16 protein-coding genes and 1 riboswitch are annotated in these 14,861 nt (G+C 45.4%); of the genes, 10 read left to right on the top strand and 6 right to left on the bottom strand.

Annotated elements, in window-relative coordinates:
- Nucleotides 1–4 precede the first annotated feature (4 nt).
- The 5 genes from ACHKAR_RS21305 (at nt 5) to ACHKAR_RS21285 (ending at nt 6,672) form a co-directional block, all read left to right on the top strand.
- A complete protein-coding gene (locus ACHKAR_RS21305) occupies nt 5–1,891 on the top strand; it encodes an amidophosphoribosyltransferase (protein WP_395419474.1) in 1,887 nt (628 codons plus the stop codon).
- Between the two features lie 172 nt (nt 1,892–2,063).
- Nucleotides 2,064–2,173, top strand: a riboswitch (SAM riboswitch).
- Between the two features lie 338 nt (nt 2,174–2,511).
- Nucleotides 2,512–4,632 (top strand): nitrite reductase, encoded by a 2,121-nt coding sequence (locus ACHKAR_RS21300; protein ID WP_395419473.1) that lies wholly within the window; start codon nt 2,512–2,514, stop codon nt 4,630–4,632.
- Nucleotides 4,633–4,635: 3 nt separating this feature from the next.
- A complete protein-coding gene (gene cobA, locus ACHKAR_RS21295; protein ID WP_159582158.1) occupies nt 4,636–5,403 on the top strand; it encodes a uroporphyrinogen-III C-methyltransferase in 768 nt (255 codons plus the stop codon).
- Nucleotides 5,400–6,002: a precorrin-2 dehydrogenase/sirohydrochlorin ferrochelatase family protein gene (locus ACHKAR_RS21290; protein WP_395419472.1), complete on the top strand. Its 603-nt coding sequence runs from the start codon at nt 5,400–5,402 to the stop codon at nt 6,000–6,002. Before cobA ends, ACHKAR_RS21290 begins: the two co-directional genes overlap by 4 nt.
- 4 nt (nt 6,003–6,006) lie before the next feature.
- Nucleotides 6,007–6,672: a phosphoadenylyl-sulfate reductase gene (locus ACHKAR_RS21285; protein WP_255465301.1), complete on the top strand. Its 666-nt coding sequence runs from the start codon at nt 6,007–6,009 to the stop codon at nt 6,670–6,672.
- Between the two features lie 92 nt (nt 6,673–6,764).
- On the opposite strand, the gene ACHKAR_RS21280 is transcribed toward ACHKAR_RS21285, so the two are convergent.
- The 4 genes from ACHKAR_RS21280 to ACHKAR_RS21265 form a co-directional block, all read right to left on the bottom strand.
- The gene (locus ACHKAR_RS21280) at nt 6,765–6,974 is read right to left on the bottom strand and encodes a hypothetical protein (protein WP_159582155.1); all 210 of its coding nucleotides are present in this window, start codon (nt 6,972–6,974) and stop codon (nt 6,765–6,767) included.
- A gap of 188 nt (nt 6,975–7,162) precedes the next feature.
- Nucleotides 7,163–7,387, bottom strand: a complete 225-nt coding sequence (locus ACHKAR_RS21275; protein ID WP_395419471.1) for a hypothetical protein — start codon at nt 7,385–7,387, stop codon at nt 7,163–7,165.
- A 199-nt stretch (nt 7,388–7,586) separates the two neighbouring features.
- On the bottom strand, nt 7,587–7,913 hold the full coding sequence (locus tag ACHKAR_RS21270) for a HesB/IscA family protein (RefSeq protein WP_159582153.1): 327 nt from the start codon (nt 7,911–7,913) through the stop codon (nt 7,587–7,589).
- A gap of 2 nt (nt 7,914–7,915) precedes the next feature.
- On the bottom strand, nt 7,916–8,323 hold the full coding sequence (locus ACHKAR_RS21265) for a hypothetical protein (RefSeq protein WP_159582152.1): 408 nt from the start codon (nt 8,321–8,323) through the stop codon (nt 7,916–7,918).
- A 100-nt stretch (nt 8,324–8,423) separates the two neighbouring features.
- Here ACHKAR_RS21265 and mce point away from each other — a divergent pair, with 100 nt between their 5' ends.
- Both mce and thiL read left to right on the top strand, forming a co-directional pair.
- A complete protein-coding gene (mce, locus tag ACHKAR_RS21260) occupies nt 8,424–8,828 on the top strand; it encodes a methylmalonyl-CoA epimerase (RefSeq protein ID WP_395419470.1) in 405 nt (134 codons plus the stop codon).
- A gap of 22 nt (nt 8,829–8,850) precedes the next feature.
- On the top strand, nt 8,851–9,882 hold the full coding sequence (gene thiL / locus ACHKAR_RS21255; protein WP_395419469.1) for a thiamine-phosphate kinase: 1,032 nt from the start codon (nt 8,851–8,853) through the stop codon (nt 9,880–9,882).
- Here thiL and ACHKAR_RS21250 read toward each other — a convergent pair.
- Nucleotides 9,879–10,292, bottom strand: a complete 414-nt coding sequence (locus ACHKAR_RS21250) for a hypothetical protein (RefSeq protein ID WP_395419467.1) — start codon at nt 10,290–10,292, stop codon at nt 9,879–9,881. The two genes, thiL and ACHKAR_RS21250, sit on opposite strands and share 4 nt — an antisense overlap.
- A gap of 233 nt (nt 10,293–10,525) precedes the next feature.
- Nucleotides 10,526–11,563 (bottom strand): LacI family DNA-binding transcriptional regulator, encoded by a 1,038-nt coding sequence (locus ACHKAR_RS21245; RefSeq protein WP_395419466.1) that lies wholly within the window; start codon nt 11,561–11,563, stop codon nt 10,526–10,528.
- A 162-nt stretch (nt 11,564–11,725) separates the two neighbouring features.
- On the opposite strand from ACHKAR_RS21245, the gene ACHKAR_RS21240 reads away from it, so the two are divergent.
- From ACHKAR_RS21240 to ACHKAR_RS21230, 3 genes are all read left to right on the top strand, one after another.
- The gene (locus ACHKAR_RS21240; RefSeq protein ID WP_159582147.1) at nt 11,726–12,772 is read left to right on the top strand and encodes a sugar kinase; all 1,047 of its coding nucleotides are present in this window, start codon (nt 11,726–11,728) and stop codon (nt 12,770–12,772) included.
- A 79-nt stretch (nt 12,773–12,851) separates the two neighbouring features.
- On the top strand, nt 12,852–14,069 hold the full coding sequence (locus tag ACHKAR_RS21235; protein ID WP_395419464.1) for a 6-phosphofructokinase: 1,218 nt from the start codon (nt 12,852–12,854) through the stop codon (nt 14,067–14,069).
- The gene (locus ACHKAR_RS21230) at nt 14,069–14,740 is read left to right on the top strand and encodes a bifunctional 4-hydroxy-2-oxoglutarate aldolase/2-dehydro-3-deoxy-phosphogluconate aldolase (RefSeq protein ID WP_159582145.1); all 672 of its coding nucleotides are present in this window, start codon (nt 14,069–14,071) and stop codon (nt 14,738–14,740) included. Before ACHKAR_RS21235 ends, ACHKAR_RS21230 begins: the two co-directional genes overlap by 1 nt.
- The last annotated feature ends 121 nt before the right edge of the window (nt 14,741–14,861 follow it).

Below are 14,861 nucleotides of genomic sequence, written 5' to 3'. Positions count from 1 at the left end.
AACCATGAGCGACCCTATCAAACACGAATGTGGAGTAGCTGTACTTCGCCTCAGAAAGCCCCTCCAGTATTACATTGATAAATACGGATCTCCGGCGTTTGCAGCAAAAAAGATGTACCTGCTCATGCAAAAGCAGCACAATAGGGGGCAGGATGGCGTAGGAGTAGCCAACATCAAACTGGATATGCCGCCCGGCACCAGATACATCAGCAGATACCGCACCACCAATCAGCAGCCGATCGAGGACATATTCGGCAAAATCAGCAGAAAATATAATAAAGCAAAGAAGGAAGGAGGCGACAGCTTCTACGATGCTCAATGGATGAAAGATAATTATGCTTTCACCGGTGAAGTATGGCTGGGTCACCTGAGGTATGGTACACATGGAAAGAACGGGATCGAAAGCTGCCATCCTTTTTTAAGACAAAATAACTGGAGAAGTCGAAACCTGGTGATGGCCGGCAACTTCAACATGACTAACGTGGACGAGCTTTTTGACAAGCTGGTCTCTTTGGGGCAGCACCCTAAGGAAATGGTGGATACCGTTACCGTGATGGAGAAAATTGGCCACTTTTTGGATGAAGCCAATCAGGCAGTTTTCAATAAATACAGGGGGACTAAAACCAATATTGAAATCACGGACATCATAGAGCAGGAACTCGATCTGCAGCGTATTCTTGAAAAGTCCTGCCGCGACTTTGATGGTGGATACACCATGACGGGGATGCTGGGGTATGGCGCAGCATTCGTAGCGCGCGATCCCAATGGCATACGACCAGCCTACTACTATGCCGATGATGATGTGGTGGTAGTGGCTTCAGAGAAGCCAGCCATCAAAACCACCTTCGAATGTAATTACAATGAGATCCGTGAAATACCACCGGGTCATGCACTGATCATTGAGAAAGATGGTAGCTACAGGGAGGTGAAGTTTATTGAGCCAAGGGTGAAAAAGTCCTGTTCTTTTGAGCGGATTTATTTTTCCAGAGGTACCGATCCTGATATCTACAATGAGCGCCGGAAATTGGGAGAACTACTTATCCCGAGCGTCCTCAAATCGGTCAATTTTGACCTGAAAAATGCGGTTTTCTCGTACATCCCCAATACAGCGGAAACCTCCTTTTTGGGCCTCCTCAGAGGTATTGATAATTACCTCATTGCCCAGAGAAAGGATATTATACTCGATCAGAAGCCCAGTGCGGATTCACTGGAAGAGTTACTTTCTTTTCGCCCAAGGGTGGAGAAGTTAGTGTTGAAGGATGCCAAACTTCGAACTTTCATTACCGATGATGCGCACAGAGACGATCTGGTGGCGCACGTATATGACACCACTTATGAGGTGATCAACAAGCGAAAAGATACACTCGTGGTAATCGATGATTCTATCGTGAGGGGTACCACTTTGGAGAAAAGTATTCTGACACTGCTGGATAGGCTGGAGCCTAAAAAAGTGGTGATTGTATCATCTGCTCCTCAGATACGATTCCCGGACTGCTATGGGATAGATATGAGTAAGATGAAGGATTTTGTGGCCTTCAGGGCGGTGCTTGCCTTGCTTCAGAAGCATGATAAGGAGTATCTGTTGGACGAGGTATATGAAAAATGTCTGGCCAGCACGGGAGATAAAAATCAGCCCAACTTTGTGAAGGAACTGTATGCTCCTTTCACTTACGATGAAGTTTCAGCCATGATTACGAATATTGTCCGACCTAAAGGCATGAAAGCTGAACTGGAAGTGGTCTATCAAACGGTAGAAAACCTACACAAGGCATGCCCTAACCATATTGGCGATTGGTACTTTACGGGTGATTATCCTACGCCTGGGGGAAATCGGGTGGTGAATAAGGCCTTTATGAATTTTATGAAAGGCTCCGAGGTGCGCGCTTATTAACGTAGGAAGTGAAATGCTGGAAATGCCAGTGGTTCATTTGCGAAAATTGGAAATAAGAGCGTAAAATTTTGAAAAATTGAATTTTTCAATACAAGTTATCGTTATTTTGATTCGGAAGTTTTGAAGTCTCAGTTTTGTGACTCACCTTTGCCACATCAATTAGCGTATAATTGATTTATAAAGAAGCGTGGAGAGACGGGCTCTGTGAAGCGCTAGCAACCTGAAAGCAATGTTTAAGGTGCTAATTCCTGTTTCTGGCGGTTGCCGGAATAAATATGAATTAATTGACCATGAATTTACAAACAACCTTCTTTTTTAAGTCAATTGACCTCTCGAGACATTCGATGAGTTGTTGTTGCTGTTGTTGTAAGTGATCCCTATCCCTTACTGAAATACAGCACCTTTTTATCCAACAACTTTTATCGTAATGCCTTTTAAGTTCAATTGTAACCCTTTATTCTTTCTAATGTCATGTTGTTGCTGCGCATGCGTGTGTTGCATATGCTGCATTTGTACATGACATCCCGGGAAGCACCAGAAATAAATAAAATATTTTCATTGTGTAACTAAAGCCCCGGGAGACTTCATTCAGGGGCTTTTTTTATAGAAAAAACAAAAAAATGATCACAAAAGACATCAGCAAAGAGGCCAAAGCCGACATCAAAGAGCTCAAGGATAAAATCCAGGATTTTAATCTTGGCAGAATACCTGAGGAGCGTTTCAAGTCTTTTCGTCTGGCCAGAGGAGTTTATGGGCAGCGTCAGCAAGGCGTGCAGATGTTTCGTTTGAAGCTGCCGTTTGGGAAAATCACCCCGGATCAGCTGGAGACGGTGGCCAATCTTTCAGAAAAATATACGAATGGTAACCTTCACCTCACTACCAGACAAAATATCCAACTTCATTTTGTGAGGCTGCAGGATACACCGGAAATGTGGGAGGCTCTGGAGTCCGTAGGGGTGACCACCAAGGAGGCTTGTGGTAATACCGTTCGCAACGTGACGGCTTCTCCATATGCGGGTATTGATCCCGAGGAGCCGTTTGATGTATCTCCCTACGCTCAGGGGGTATTTGAGTACTTCCTCAGAAACCCCATTTGTCAGGAAATGGGGAGAAAGGTGAAAATTGCTTTTTCATCCTCTAAGTCGGATGCGGCATTCACTTATATCCATGATTTTGGGTTTATTCCTAAGATCAAGAATGGCGCCTACGGATTTGAAGTGATTGTAGGTGGTGGGCTTGGTGCTCAGTCATTTATGGGGCAGTTGGCTTATGATTTCCTACCTCAGGATGAACTGATTCCTTTTATAGAAGCAGGCCTTCGGGTGTTTGATCGGTACGGAGAGCGGGAGCGAAGACACAAAGCGAGACTGAAGTATCTGATAGAGCCTAACAAGGGGATCGGTCTTGAAGGGTTCATGAAACTGATAGAAGAAGAGCGCAAATCTCTGAAGCATCAGACCTACAAGATCAACACCAAAAAGGTGATCACCAAAGTGCCTGAGGATCAGTCGATCTTGGGAGTGGGTGATTTTGAGCCCAATACTGCTTATAAGGAATGGTTTCTCACCAACGTGTTTGAGCAGAAGCAGGAAGGATTCTACGCCGTGAAAGTGAGAATACCTCTTGGAGACATCAAATCACCAAAGGCAAGAAAACTGGCTGACATAGCTCGAACATATGCTGCTGAAGACATTCGGTTTACCCTCAACCAGGGGTTGCTACTCAAATACATCCGTCTGGAGAATATCCCCGCGGTGTACCAGGCCTTGCAGGAGTTGGATTATGCAGCTCCGGGCTTTGATACCCTCGCGGATGTGACAGCCTGCCCGGGTACAGACACCTGTAACCTTGGGGTGACCAATAGTACTGCACTGGCCCTTGTTTTGGAAGATTTGATCCGTGATGAGTTTCCCCACCTGGTGGATGAAACTTTGATTAAAATAAAAATAAGCGGATGTATGAACTCTTGTGGCCAGCATATGGTGGCCAATATTGGCTTCCATGGCAGTAGCATCAAGAACGGTGACAAGGTATCTCCAGCCATGCAGGTGGTGATAGGCGGAGGGCTTGATCCAGATGGAAAAGGGAATATTGCAGAGAAGGTTATCAAAATACCTACCAAGCGAATTCCGGATACGGTGAGGACTTTGCTCAATGACTATGAGGAAAATGCCACTGAGGAGGAGTATTTCAACGCTTACTTTAGAAGAAGGGGAAAACGATACTTCTATGATATCCTGAAACACATTGCCGATGTGAAAACGCTTCGTGATGAAGATTATCAGGATTGGGGCAAAGTAGATGATTTTGTGCCGGAAATTGGCGTGGGAGAGTGCGCAGGAGTTATGATGGATTTGGTGGGTACCATCCTCAATGATGCCGGCGATCGCTTGGCTAGTGGTAAAAGAACCCTGGCAGAGGGCAAGTGGGCGGATGCTATCTACTACAGTTACAATACGTTTGTCATTGGAGCCAAGGCTATTTTGCTCAGCAAAGATGTGCAGTGCAATACCCACATTGGTATCATAGAAGACTTCCAGAAACATTGTGTCGAGACAGGTGAGTTTGAAGGGATCGAATCCTTCTCTGAGTTAGTACTCCAGATTAATAAGTACGAGCCCGACGAAGCTTTTGCAGCCGCATATCTTGGTCAGGCCAATGATTTCTTTGCCCAGGTCAATAATTTCCGAAGCAAAGAGGCTAAAGACAAGTTGGTAGTAAACGAATTTTATAAAGCATAAGTGATGACGAAAACACCAAAACTTACGCTCGTGGGCGCTGGTCCCGGAGATCCTGAGCTGATCACTGTGAAAGGTGTGAAGGCTCTACAAAAAGCTGATGTAGTCCTGTATGATGCGCTGGTGGATCCTGAGCTTTTGAGCTATGCGCCAGATGCGGTGCACATACCTGTGGGCAAAAGGGCAGGCAAGTCTAGTGTGTCGCAGGATACGATCAATCACCTGATTGTGCAATATGCCAAAGAGATGGGCCATGTGGTGCGTCTCAAGGGTGGAGATCCGTTTGTTTTTGCACGCGGGTGTGAAGAAAAAGCGATTGCTGAGAGGCATGGAATAGAGGTGGACGTGGTGCTGGGTATCAGTAGTGTGATGCTGCCGGGCTATTTTGGGATACCACTGACTTGCCGTGGGGTCAATCAAAGCTTTACGGTGGTGACTGCTACTACCAGTGAGGGTACGCTCAGCGAGGATGTACTCAGAGCTGCTGAGCATTCACCTACCACTTTATTTTTTATGGGATTAGGTAAAATAGACCTGATTGCGAGGGCATATGTGGAGTTCGGACGGGGTGACTTACCCGCAGCCATTATTAGCAAGGGTTCTCACGCTGATGGAGATGTCATCAAAGGGAAGGCAAAAGATATAGCGGCCATAGCAGCCAAAGCGAAACCTGAGGCACCAGCACTTTTGATTTTTGGAGAAGGGGCTGCCCAGGCTAGCAACCAGCAGCAGGTGAATACCTGGTGGGAAGCAGCTAAATCCGAGGTAGCATGAATGAAGTAGGTATTTCTGAGGGTAATGTGTTATTTCCGGTTTTTCTAAAGCTCAACCAGATACAGACCGTGGTGGTGGGTGGAGGAAATGTGGGCCTGGAAAAAGTAGAAGCATTGCTGAAGAATGATCCTAAAGCTCGAATAAGAATTATTGCTCCATTGATCCTTCCGGCCTTGCAAGAGCTCGCTGATGGATCGGAGTTTATAGAAATATTAAATCGTAAAGTCAGGGGTGGTGACCTGAAAGGTGCTGACCTTTTGATACTCGCTACTGATGATTATTCGCTTCATGAGAAACTGAAGAAAAAGGCCAAAAAGTTAAGGTTGCTGACAAATGTTGCCGACACCCCTGACCTTTGCGACTTTTACCTGGGGTCTACTGTGAAAAAGGGGGACCTGAAAATTGGGATTAGTACAAACGGGAAGTCACCCACTTTCGCCAAGCGATTCAGAGAAGTGTTGGAGGATATTTTGCCAGACAGCACACCTGAATTACTGAACCAGCTGAAAACAATACGAGATGACCTGAAGGGAGATTTTAATGAGAAGGTAGAGCGCCTCAATGAGATCACTTCAGTCCTCACAAAGAAAGGAAAGTAAAAATATGGAATCCGATTCGAGACTTTTGGAACTTAATGACCGATACGGCAATCTTACTTATCTGGATCGATTGAAAATGCTCTTTGGTGAGTTTGAGCCAGAGGAGATCCTGGTGACCACCTCCTTTGGGAGCACCTCCATAGCGCTCATTCACATGATTAGCAAGGTGGCTCCACGCCACCCGGTTCACCTGATCAATACAGGGTACCTTTTTAAGGAAACCATTCAGTATCGCGATCAGCTCATCAATGAGTTTGATCTGAATGTGGTGGATGTTCAGCCCAGGGAGCGCTCCCATGAGTTTACGAGCAATCATAAAGTTTGGGAGGGCAATCCGGACTTTTGCTGTTTTATCAATAAGGTAGAGCCATTGAATGCTTTGAAGAAGGGTAAGAAAGTATGGGTGTCAGGTTTATTGGGTTTCCAAAATGAGAATCGAGCGGGAAAGAGAATTTTTGAAGAGTCCCAGGGTTTACTGAAGTTTCATCCCATCATTGATATGAGTCAGGAGGACCTGAATCTCTACCGTACCATATATGAGCTTCCCGCTCATCCGCTTTTATACAAGGGGTTTGGGTCTATCGGCTGTGTGCAGTGTACCAAAAAAGGAGTAGGAAGAGCAGGAAGGTGGGAAGGTAAAGAAAAAACCGAGTGCGGGCTGCACTTATGAGTGTGCATGTTTGAATCCTCTATATAGCGTTTGCTAAACCAAAAAAAAGCCCGGAATTTCCGGGCTTTTTACTTTTTGTACTTTCAATGTGATTACTCTGCTACTGTTTCAGTTACTACTTCTACAGAATCAGATACTTCCATCGCAAGAGAGTCTGCTGCTTCTACTACTTCTTCCACAACAGCGATAGGTTCTGATACTTCTACAGTGTCTGCTGCAGTACTTTCAGATTGAGAAGTTCCGGCTCCGCCACAGGCGAAAAAAGCCAGAGAAATGAGTGCTAGGTAAATTTTGTTTTTCATGATAAAAAGGTTGATTTGTTGGTTTAGTGCACACAATTTACGGGGAATATTAAAATATTGCTAATTTTTTAAAAAATTATTATATGAGAGAAAGTGAATGTAACTAACGATTTTTCTTGAAATTAACGGTTTATCACTAGTGTGAAGCCTTTTTTGTTTTCTCTATTCACCTCTTTAGGGCAGATATTTTATTTCTGTAGTCTACTCTTGTAGATGTCGGAGGCTCCTTCCGAGGCGATTTTCTTACGTCCGGGTCTGTTGTTGTAGCCAGTGTCTGATTCCACATAGTTGCGTACTCTAGATGCGGATTGTGTGGAAGTTTCTTTTTCATTCTCGTTGCCAACTAGATTTTGGTTGTTTTCACAGGAGAGGAGGGCAAGAAACATCATGTTGATTAAAATTAGGTGTCTCATGGTTTGGTGTTGTTCTACCGCGAAATTGCCAACATGTGAGTACCCAAGGGGTTAATATTCGTTGGATGACTCGATGCGCTCTGTGGTTTGATCTGTGAGTAGGGTGGAGCAAGGACTTGCTTCAGAGAGGAGCTATAAAAAAAACCACCCTGTGTAATCAGAGTGGTTTTACAATTTTCTGTTGGGTGATGGTATGGTGCTAAACCGCGAAGCTCTCACCGCAGCCACAGGTACGTGAGGCATTCGGGTTGATAAACTGAAATCCTTTGCCGTTCAGTCCATCAGAGAAATCCAGCGTGGTGCCCAGTAAATAGAGCATACTTTTTTTGTCCACAATCACCTTTACTCCTTTGTCCTCAAAAACTTCGTCGCTTTCAGTAAGTGTATTGTCAAAAAGTAAGTCATACATCAAACCGGAGCAACCGCCACCTTTGACTGCCACACGCACGTTATGCGCTGGTGAGTGTCCTTCTTCTATTCTTAGCTCTGCGAGCCTCTCTTTTGCTTTATCGGTTACATTGATCATAGTCAAGCTATTGGGTTGAGTACTACACTAAACACTGTGATGTTGTTCATATCCCGGCCATAGTACAGTTTGTCCATGGCATCATAGATATTTTTTGCTCTGAAATAGGAGGTCTGAAGTTCATTCATCCCCTTAGTGGTCCACTGGATGGTATAGGAGCTTTCCTTCTCTTTATGCGTTTTCACATAATCCAGCATCTTGTTCAAAGCATCTGTCTTGTCAAAACCAGTGATGGTTTTGAATAGAAAAGACTGGTTATGCCTTGGGTTGATGGTGATCAGATCCAGTTTTACCTTACCTTCACTGCTGGCAAATTCAAATACAAGGTCACTGCTTTTCAGACCCAGAAAATTCTTAATTTCATTTTGAATGCGAGCAGCCTCTACATGGACGTCTGTCCTAAATTCCATATTATGTTGACTTTACATAAAAATACAACAACTCAAGGAACCTTTCAAATACAGGAAAAGTTTCCTCATTTTTGCGAAATTAATACATAATCGACACATCATGGTTAGAATAGAGCACATTGGTATCGCAGTAAAGGATTTAGACAAAGCCAATGCGCTTTTTCAGAAGCTTTTTGGAACCCCCTCTTACAAGGAGGAGGTGGTAGATTCTGAGCATGTGACCACTTCATTCTTTGGGATTGGCCCCAATAAGGTGGAATTGCTTCAGGCTGGGGCTCCGGAAAGTGCCATTGCCAAATATATTGATAGGAAGGGGGAGGGCATTCATCACATCGCCTTTGAGGTGGATGATATTCTGGCAGAAATGGAGCGACTGGAATCCGAAGGGTTTGAATTGATTAACAAAGCACCCAAAAAAGGTGCAGATAATAAGCTGGTGTGTTTTTTACATCCCAAAAGCACCAATGGCGTCCTGGTAGAGTTGTGTCAGGAAGTAAAGGCCTAAAAAAGGAAAATCAAACAAGAAAATGAGCGAGGAAAAAAGAACAGAAATAGGAGCGTTGGGTGAGTTTGGCCTGATTGATAAGCTTTCAGAAGGAGTAAAAATATATCATGACACTACTGTAAAAGGTATAGGGGATGATGCTGCGGTGTATGATGCAGGAGATCATTTCGTGCTACTTTCCTCTGACATGCTTTTGGAAGGTGTTCATTTTGATTTGAGTTATATACCCCTGCAGCATCTGGGCTACAAGGCAGTGTCTGTGAATGTTTCGGATATAGCTGCTATGAATGGTACACCCAAGCAGATTACCGTGAGCCTGGGTCTGAGCAATCGATTCTCGGTGGAAGCCGTGGAGGTGCTATACGAAGGGATAAGGGCGGCATGTGAGGATTACAATGTTGATTTGGTGGGTGGAGATACTACTACTTCGCGCTCCGGGCTGGTGATTTCGGTGACTGCCATGGGTACTGTGGAGAAGGACAAGGTGGCTTATCGCTCAGGAGCTAAAGAAAGCGAAATTCTCTGCGTGACCGGGGACCTGGGAGGGGCTTATGTAGGTCTTCAGGTGTTGGAGCGTGAGAAACAGGAGTTTTTGGCTAACCCAAACATGCAGCCCAAGCTGGATGGTTATCCATTTGTGGTGGGCAAGCAGCTGCGACCCATAGCGCGCATGGATGTGATTCATGAGTTCGGGGCTTTGGGCATTGTTCCCACGTCTATGATTGATGTGTCGGATGGTCTTGCATCAGAGGTTTTTCATTTATGCAAGGCATCTGGTCTGGGAGCGGCTCTATATGAGGATAAGATCCCAATAGATAAGGAAACCTATGAGACGGCTGCCGAATTTGGGCTCGACCCTAATACCTGCGCCCTCAATGGCGGTGAGGATTACGAGTTGCTGTTTACCATCACACAGGCAGACTTTGAAAAGGTGAAGAATCATGCGGAGATTCACACCATTGGGTACATGCAGTCTGCTGATAAGGGAAAGGCGCTGGTTACCAGATCTGGCAATACGATCGCCCTCACAGCTCAGGGGTGGAAACACTTCTAATTTTCCTCGAGCCAGTTGAGGGCCATGTCATAGCTGCCGAATGTGACAAAATCCACGTTTTTAATGGTTTGATTGAATATTTCGTAGGCAGGTTGTTTGGCGCTGGTGTCTGTTGATACCACATGCGCATAGGATTTGAGGTTGGTTTTGAGTAGGGCATTGATCCAGTCCGTTCTAAGCCAATCCATGAAATCGGGCCAGGGGCCTGATCCGAGCCGGTTATCATCGATCACTTTGGTGTACCCGGTTTCTTCCAGCTGCCGCACTATGCTCAGGGCTGCCTCTTTGGCGGGTGTAATCTCCATAAGATTGCCAGTCCAGGTGCATTTAATGATCCCCCTTTCGTGAATGGGGATACAGGAAAAAAATGTATGACCACTTGTGTCTTTAAGGGTGATGGAACTGCTCAAGGCTGTTGGTTTAGGTTGGGTGATGCCTAAATTTAACCTGATATGGGACTAAATAAAAGGCCTGACGTGAAAACGACAGGCCGTGTTTTTAGCGGGGGTATTGATTAATCATGCGAAATACTCAGGTTTTCACTGCTACTTATTCTTTTATTGGTGTTTTGGCCATTGTGGATCAGCTCGGTTAGGAGGTGAGATCATCCACCCTGCAAAAGATCAGGGCGTATTTTGAATGGTTATTTCCCATACATCAGGTTCTCTTTGGTGATGATGTCCAGCTGCATGTAGTGCGTGGGTGGCACTTCAGTTTTGAGGATCAGGTGCTTATAAAATGCCTGCACGGCCAGGTTACCCTGCACTTTCGGGTTTTGATATATGACAAAATCAATGAGCCCTTTGTTGAGGTAGACGATGTTTTCGCGGACTAAGTCATAGCCTATGATCCGACTCAAATGTCTCGGAATAACGTTTTCAGCACTTTTTGCGATTTGGTGCACCCGCGAATTGGGTACGAAAAAATGGATAGGTTCCTGATTACCCAGTAGCGACTCTATCCCCGGAGGCAGACCGACAAAGTCCTTTTCGAGTGTTATTTCATGAATGAGCTCCGGGCTGAAATTTTCCTGCTTGTAGTATTTCTTAAATCCCTCTATTCGCTCATCCAGCGTTTTATTCAGACTGTCAAAATCAGTGTATTTGATCACAATCGCTTTTTGGCCCGAGGCATACCCGAGATTAAGGAGTTTGGCCGCCAAAAAACCACTTTGTCTGGAGTCTTGTCCTATGAATGCCAGAGGCTTGATGTTGTCCAGATTGGAGTCCACAAAGATGAATGGAATATCGGCCTGCTGAAGTGACTCACAAATCTGGGTGGCCTCTCGCTGAAGCAGGGGAGCGAGTATCACCCCATCTGGTGAGCTGTTCAGCGCGATATTTGATTGGGTAAGAAACGAATCCTTGTCTTGCCGGTCAAAGGTATAGAAGCTCAGCTGCATTCCCAGAGAGGCATACTCCTCAGCAGCCTCCTCTATACCTTCGCTTTGATTCTTCCAGTATTCATTGTCTTTTGGCAAAATCACGGCCAGGTTATAAACCTTGTTGAGTTTCAGGTTTCTGGCAAACACGTTGGTAGAGTAGTTTCCTTCTTTGGCTATTTTGAGTACCAGATCCCGGGTGGCTTCAGCCACCTCACCCCTGTTGTGCAACACACGGTCTACCGTACCCGCCGAAACCCCGGCCTTTTTCGCTATTTCCTTAATGGTGATTCTTGCCATGGAATATTTTTGTGAAAATAGGTCATATTTTTTTGAAATCAGATGCAATATATTACATTTGTATGAATCGTTATCGTACACGATACAATATCCTCCTTGATTGGGGGTTATTTTTTACCAAACACCGTGTACGAACACGAACATTCTTAAAAGTATAAAGACATGAAAAAAGTAGTAACATTTGGCGAGATCATGCTTCGTCTTGCCCCAGAGGGTTTTTTGCGTTTCTCACAAGCCAACTCATTCGATGTGGTTTATGGTGGAGGAGAATCTAACGTTGCAGTATCACTGGCCAATTTTGGTGTTCCTGTGGATTTTGTAACCAGACTTCCAAAGAACGACATTGGCGAGTGTGCCATGATGGAAATGCGTAAGCGTGGGGTGAATGTGGACAAGATCGTGTGGGGTGGAGAGCGATTGGGTATCTACTTTTTGGAGACTGGTGCTGTCTCTCGCGGGAGCAAGGTGGTGTATGACAGGGCGCATTCTTCTATGTCCACTATCCAGCCAGGAATGGTGGATTGGAAAAAGGTTTTTGATGGGGTAGAATGGTTTCATTGGACGGGTATCACGCCAGCTATTTCTCAGAGTTCTGCTGATGCATGTCTGGAGGCCGTGAAAGTGGCCAGCGAAATGGGTGTTACCATTTCTACGGACTTGAACTATAGAGCAAAATTGTGGCAGTATTGCGATGGAGCTAAGCGAGAAGAGATCATGACCGAGCTGACCTCTTACTGTGATGTGATTTTGGGTAATGAAGAAGATGCTGAAATGCATTTCCACATCAAACCAGAAGGCGTCAGTGTGCAAACGGAAGGTCACAATGTGAAAGCAGAAGCTTTTCTGTCGGTATGTCAGCAAATGATGAAGAAGTTCCCTAAAGCCAAGAAAGTGATCACCACGCTTCGTGGTTCTATCTCGGCTTCTCACAATACATGGGCTGGAGTGCTTTATGATGGCACCAAAATGTTGGAAACCCGTCAATACCAAATCACAGATATCGTGGATAGAGTAGGTGGTGGTGATTCATTCATGGGTGGATTGATCTACGGACTGCTGAAGTACCCTGAAGACGATCAAAACGCACTTGACTTTGCTGTAGCGGCATCTTGCCTGAAGCACACGATCAAAGGTGATGCTAACCTGGTGACAGTTTCTGAAGTAGAGAAATTGATGGGCGGAGATGCTTCCGGAAGGGTAGCGCGCTAATAAGAAACTGGGTCGGTCCTTGAAGTATAATATATTGGTTGTATAAAAAGAGCCTGGGCCGGCCCAAAATTTTAATTCTATGGAAAAATCAGTAGCAATCATCTGCGGTGGAGGTCCGGCCCCTGGCATCAATACGGTCATTAGCACCGTCGCCAAAGTCTTTTTGAACGATGGATACAGAGTGCTGGGTGTGCAGGAAGGATACAAGGGATTGTTCGCTGAGTCTCCACAGATTAAGGAATTTGATTTTGAGCATGCCGACAGAATTTTCAGTCGGGGTGGATCCACTTTGATCATGAGCAGGCATAAGCCCAAAGATGATGAGTTTACGGTGGATTTCTTTGTCAAGAACAATGTGAAACTCCTGGTCACCATCGGTGGAGATGATACGGCCAGCACGGCCAATCGGATTTCTAAATTTCTGGCAAAAAACAACCTGGATGTCAAGAATATCCACGTGCCCAAAACCATAGATAACGACCTCCCCCTGCCGGATCGAAATCCTACTTTCGGGTTTCATTCTGCCAAAGATGAGGGGGTAAAAATTGGCAATACCGTCTATGAAGATGCCCGCACGAGTCACAACTGGTTTGTGATGTCTACCATGGGCCGGTCAGCCGGTCACCTGGCTTTTGGGATCGCCACGGGGTGTCATTTTCCTATGATGATCATCCCTGAGATGTTTAACAAGACCAAGCCCACGCAGGATAAGATCATTAACCTGATCATTTCGTCCATGGTGAAGAGAAGAATTCTTGACATCCAATATGGCGTGGCCCTGGTGAGCGAGGGGGTTTTTCACATCATCGATGTGGAAGAACTCAAGAATTGCGGCATACTCTTCACCTATGATGATCATGGTCATCCTGAGCTGGGCAATGTGAGTAAATCCAATATTTTCAACGTGTTGGTGCAGGAAAAGCTTAAAAAGCTTGGCATCAGTATAAAAAGCCGACCTGTAGAGATTGGCTATGAGCTGAGGTGTTGCAGGCCGATCGGGTATGACCTCACGTTGTGTACTTTGTTGGGCATAGGGGTGAAAAAACTGTACGATGAGGGCATTTCCGGATGCATCGTCACGGCCAACTCCAAGGGAGATATTTCACCGATGTACCTTTCAGAGTTTGAGGACGCCAATGGAAAGATCCCTCCACGGCTTGTGGACATGGATTCACAGATCGCGAAGCTCTGTTTACAGAATATGCATTTCATTACCGAAAAGGATTATGCAGCGGCTGGAGCTTTGCTGGATCATCCCGAAGAATACGATTTCAATAAAATTTTAAATTGGCAATAATGGCAAGATTTACAAGAATAGAAGTAGCATTAAAGATGAAGGAAACCGGGATAGTGCCGGTTTTTTACCACAAAGACGTGGAGGTGTGCAAGGAAGTCCTGAAGGCCTGCTACGAAGGTGGCGTACGAGTATTTGAGTTCACCAATAGGGGAGATTATGCCCATGAGGTTTTCGCAGCGTTGAATAAGTACGCGGAGAAAGAAACTCCTGAAATGATTCTTGGTGTGGGCTCTATTGTAGAGGCAGGAACCACTTCATTGTATATCCAGTTAGGTGCCAACTTCATTGTGTCACCGGTGTTGAACCCTGAAATGGCGAAGGTTTGTAATCGCAGGAAAATCTCCTGGTCTCCAGGCTGCGGGTCTGTGACGGAGATTTCATATGCCGAGGAGCTTGGCTCTGAAGTGGTGAAAATCTTCCCTGGTTCTCAGGTAGGAGGTCCATCTTTTGTGAAGGGTGTAAAAGGGCCATTTCCATGGTGTAGCATAATGCCGACTGGTGGGGTAGAGCCAACTGAAGAAAACCTGAGCAAGTGGTTTGAAGCAGGAGTGCATTGTGTAGGCATGGGCTCACAGCTCATCACTAAGGAAATCCTTCAGAATAAGGACTATGCGGCTTTGCAGGCGAGTGTAAGCCAGGCCGTGGCACTGGCCAAGCGACTTTCTAAGTAATTGATCTCAGAACCGACTCTCTGGCCCTGGGGTGTATGAAAAGGAGCGTTGATGTTTTGGCTTTAGGGTCGGTTTGGTCATCTTAGTAGGTAGAAGTGGGATCCATTCACTTCCAAAAGCA

This window comes from Marinoscillum luteum, from assembly GCF_044005705.1.
Taxonomy (GTDB): Bacteria; Bacteroidota; Bacteroidia; order Cytophagales; family Cyclobacteriaceae; genus Marinoscillum; species Marinoscillum luteum.
The sequence above is the reverse complement of the archived record's forward strand: the minus strand, read 5'-3'. Positions and strand labels throughout refer to the sequence as shown.

Bases quoted from the DNA above. Each gene is read 5' to 3' on its own strand.
- ACHKAR_RS21235 (WP_395419464.1), top strand. From the start codon at position 12,852: ATGGAAAAATCAGTAGCAATCATCTGCGGTGGAGGTCCGGCCCCTGGC.
- ACHKAR_RS21240 (WP_159582147.1), top strand. From the start codon at position 11,726: ATGAAAAAAGTAGTAACATTTGGCGAGATCATGCTTCGTCTTGCCCCA.
- ACHKAR_RS21280 (WP_159582155.1), bottom strand. From the start codon at position 6,974: ATGAAAAACAAAATTTACCTAGCACTCATTTCTCTGGCTTTTTTCGCC.
- ACHKAR_RS21245 (WP_395419466.1), bottom strand. From the start codon at position 11,563: ATGGCAAGAATCACCATTAAGGAAATAGCGAAAAAGGCCGGGGTTTCG.
- ACHKAR_RS21230 (WP_159582145.1), top strand. From the start codon at position 14,069: ATGGCAAGATTTACAAGAATAGAAGTAGCATTAAAGATGAAGGAAACC.
- mce (WP_395419470.1), top strand. From the start codon at position 8,424: ATGGTTAGAATAGAGCACATTGGTATCGCAGTAAAGGATTTAGACAAA.
- ACHKAR_RS21270 (WP_159582153.1), bottom strand. From the start codon at position 7,913: ATGATCAATGTAACCGATAAAGCAAAAGAGAGGCTCGCAGAGCTAAGA.
- ACHKAR_RS21285 (WP_255465301.1), top strand. From the start codon at position 6,007: ATGGAATCCGATTCGAGACTTTTGGAACTTAATGACCGATACGGCAAT.
- ACHKAR_RS21290 (WP_395419472.1), top strand. From the start codon at position 5,400: ATGAATGAAGTAGGTATTTCTGAGGGTAATGTGTTATTTCCGGTTTTT.
- cobA (WP_159582158.1), top strand. From the start codon at position 4,636: ATGACGAAAACACCAAAACTTACGCTCGTGGGCGCTGGTCCCGGAGAT.
- ACHKAR_RS21300 (WP_395419473.1), top strand. From the start codon at position 2,512: ATGATCACAAAAGACATCAGCAAAGAGGCCAAAGCCGACATCAAAGAG.
- thiL (WP_395419469.1), top strand. From the start codon at position 8,851: ATGAGCGAGGAAAAAAGAACAGAAATAGGAGCGTTGGGTGAGTTTGGC.
- ACHKAR_RS21275 (WP_395419471.1), bottom strand. From the start codon at position 7,387: ATGAGACACCTAATTTTAATCAACATGATGTTTCTTGCCCTCCTCTCC.
- ACHKAR_RS21305 (WP_395419474.1), top strand. From the start codon at position 5: ATGAGCGACCCTATCAAACACGAATGTGGAGTAGCTGTACTTCGCCTC.
- ACHKAR_RS21265 (WP_159582152.1), bottom strand. From the start codon at position 8,323: ATGGAATTTAGGACAGACGTCCATGTAGAGGCTGCTCGCATTCAAAAT.